Here is a 2520-nt window from a genome sequence, read left to right as displayed (position 1 = left end):
GCGGTAGCCATAGCAACTACTGTTGCTGCAGAGGGAGCAACAGTAGTTGCTATGGCTACCGCAACGTATGCTTTAATAGTTGGAAGCTTAATATCAGGACCTTTAGCAAATAGACTTATAAAAAAGCACAATCTTTTAGAAAAAAGAGATGGAGTTGGAATGTATGATTCAGATGAAGAGAAAAAGACACCATTGGATCCAAAACATGTTTCAACAGCCTCTTTCCAAATAATAATGGCAATGGGAATAGGAAGTTTAATATCTAACTATTTATCAAAAGCAGGAATAGTGCTACCATCGTATATAGGAGCAATGTTTGCAGCAGCTTTAATAAGAAATATTTCAGATTTTACTGGAGCATACGAAGTACATTTAGATATCATAAATATCATCGGAGGATTTACATTAACAATATTCCTTTCAATGACTTTAATGAGCTTTAAATTATGGGAGTTACAAGGATTAGCATTACCTTTAGTAATAATGCTAGTTGCACAAACAGTATTGATAGGAGTATTTGCATACTTTATTACTTTTAGATTAACAGGAAAAGACTATGATGCTGTTGTTATGACAAGTGGTCACTGTGGATGTGGTTTTGGAACAACACCAAAGGCATTAGCAAATATGGAAGCTTTAACAGCAAAATATTTCCCATCACCAAAAGCTTTCTTCGTTATTCCAATTGTAGGAGGATTATTTATAGATTTCTTTAATGCAGGAATAATAACTTTATTTATGAATATTTTACACTAATAATTAAAAACACCTTCTAAAAATTAAAGGAATTTAAAAAAATTTAAGAAGAAACATAATAGAAATTAGGAGGTGGATTTTATGAAATTAAAGCAAACAATATCAAAGGTAGAGGAAAAGTTAAAAGTTGAAAAAACTGAAGAGCTTCATAAATTATTAGCAGAATTAAAAAAAATTGATGAAGAGATAAAAGAGAGTGAAGCTAGAGACAAAGCTATTGAAGAGATTAAAAGAAAAAATGACCATATAGAGTGGTTAAACATAAAAGATGTTTAAAATAAGTTTGTATATTTTAAATGCATTAAAAAAAAAAGTATGATATAATTTATAAAAAGTTTTATGGAGGTATGTCGTGCTTAAAATATTTAATGATAGAGTATATGGACTAGAAGAAAGTTTAATAGCTAGCGGATATCCAATGATAGCCGAATCAATAGAGGAGTGGGATGAAACTCCAAATTTAGATGAAAAAGATTTTAAAAGAGCAGGTAAATTAGGGAATGTACCTACAGGAACAGGACATGATAATTTTCTAAAAGGTATAATTGTTCAGTTTGATATAACATATCCAAACTACTGGACACCACAATTTCAAAGATACCATTTTGCTGACATAGTATCATCAACATCAAAAATGCATAGATTAACAAAAATGGATTTAAAAAAATCTTGTAATGAATATGTGGATGATGTAGTTATTGAAAACTTAAATAGATGGATTGAAATTTTTAACTCTTTTGAAAAAGAGCAAAAAGAGATAGAAGTAGATGGAAAAATTTATACAAAATATGAAATTTATATGAAAATAATATCAAATTGTCCAATGGGATTAGAGCAAACAATGAGAGTTACAACATCATATTTACAATTGAAAACAATATATCTTCAAAGAAGATATCATAAACTAAAAGAAGATTGGGGAAATTTCTGTGATTGGTGTTTAACGCTTCCTCATTTTGAAGAGTTTTGTTTAAAAAATAATAAATAATAAAAAAGCTCCTAACAGATTATTATAATCTGATGGGAGCTTTTCTTATCTTCTATTTCTAAGTAGGTAAACAATAGAAGGATATAATCCTGGATAATAGAGATTTTTTTGATAAGCTCTAACTTTTGTAAGAAGAAGCATACAATAAAATCTTAAAAATAAACTTATAAAAAACATAAGTTTTAATCCAGCATATGAATCACCAAAAATTAATATAGTTCTACCTTGTAAAAAATTAGCCAAATGACCACCTAAAAAAGCACCAGTTAATCCCATAACACCTACAGATAAAGAGTAAGCAGCGGTATAAGAATCTCTATCTGGAGAGGACAGTTCTAAAAGTAAACTAAATAAAGAAAGGTTTATAGCTGACCACCCGACAGCAGTTCCAATAGCATCTAGCATAATTAAACTATTTACAGTTTCCTTAGTCATTAAAAAATAAAATATAACTACATAGCTAGAAACAGCAATTCCAAAAGATAAAAGTTTTTTATATCCAATTCGCTCAACTAATTTTCCGTATATAAAAAATGCGATGATAGATAGTATAGCGGTTAAAGAACTAGATAACCCTAATATACTATATGATGCATTTAAATCAACAACAGCAAAATAATAAAAATATGGTTTTGTAAACTCTATAGAAAAATTCCACATTGCAATGAACATTAAAAAATTAAAAAAATTGCTATCTTTTAGTGGTTTTTTTACTGAAAAGCTTATTTGACTTTCTTTAAAATTAGGAATTTCGTGAAAATAAAGTAGTATTAATG

General features: G+C 28.5%; 4 protein-coding genes. 3 read left to right on the top strand and 1 reads right to left on the bottom strand.

The genetic code is table 11. The features are described 5' to 3' along the window. The 3 genes from Q0V08_RS11480 to Q0V08_RS11470 all read left to right on the top strand — a co-directional run. On the top strand, positions 1 to 756 hold a 756-nt coding region (locus tag Q0V08_RS11480), incomplete at its 5' end, for a sodium/glutamate symporter (RefSeq protein WP_297434850.1). Positions 757 to 837: 81 nt separating this feature from the next. Continuing rightward, positions 838 to 1032 carry a hypothetical protein gene (locus Q0V08_RS11475; RefSeq protein ID WP_297434849.1) on the top strand — a complete coding sequence of 65 codons (195 nt, stop codon included), beginning with the start codon at positions 838 to 840 and terminating at the stop codon, positions 1030 to 1032. Between the two features lie 76 nt (positions 1033 to 1108). Further along, positions 1109 to 1744 carry a hypothetical protein gene (locus tag Q0V08_RS11470; RefSeq protein WP_297434848.1) on the top strand — a complete coding sequence of 212 codons (636 nt, stop codon included), beginning with the start codon at positions 1109 to 1111 and terminating at the stop codon, positions 1742 to 1744. Positions 1745 to 1789: 45 nt separating this feature from the next. Here the strand turns inward: Q0V08_RS11470 and Q0V08_RS11465 are convergent. Then, the coding region (locus Q0V08_RS11465) for an MFS transporter (protein ID WP_297434847.1) at positions 1790 to 2520 on the bottom strand (731 nt) is incomplete at its 5' end.

The sequence above is a fragment of the uncultured Cetobacterium sp. genome, from assembly GCF_947038635.1.
Lineage (GTDB): Bacteria > Fusobacteriota > Fusobacteriia > Fusobacteriales > Fusobacteriaceae > Cetobacterium_A.
Note: the sequence above shows the minus strand (reverse complement) of the source record. Positions and strands in the feature narration are given on the sequence as shown.

Bases quoted from the DNA above. Each gene is read 5' to 3' on its own strand.
- Q0V08_RS11475 (WP_297434849.1), top strand. From the start codon at position 838: ATGAAATTAAAGCAAACAATATCAAAGGTAGAGGAAAAGTTAAAAGTT.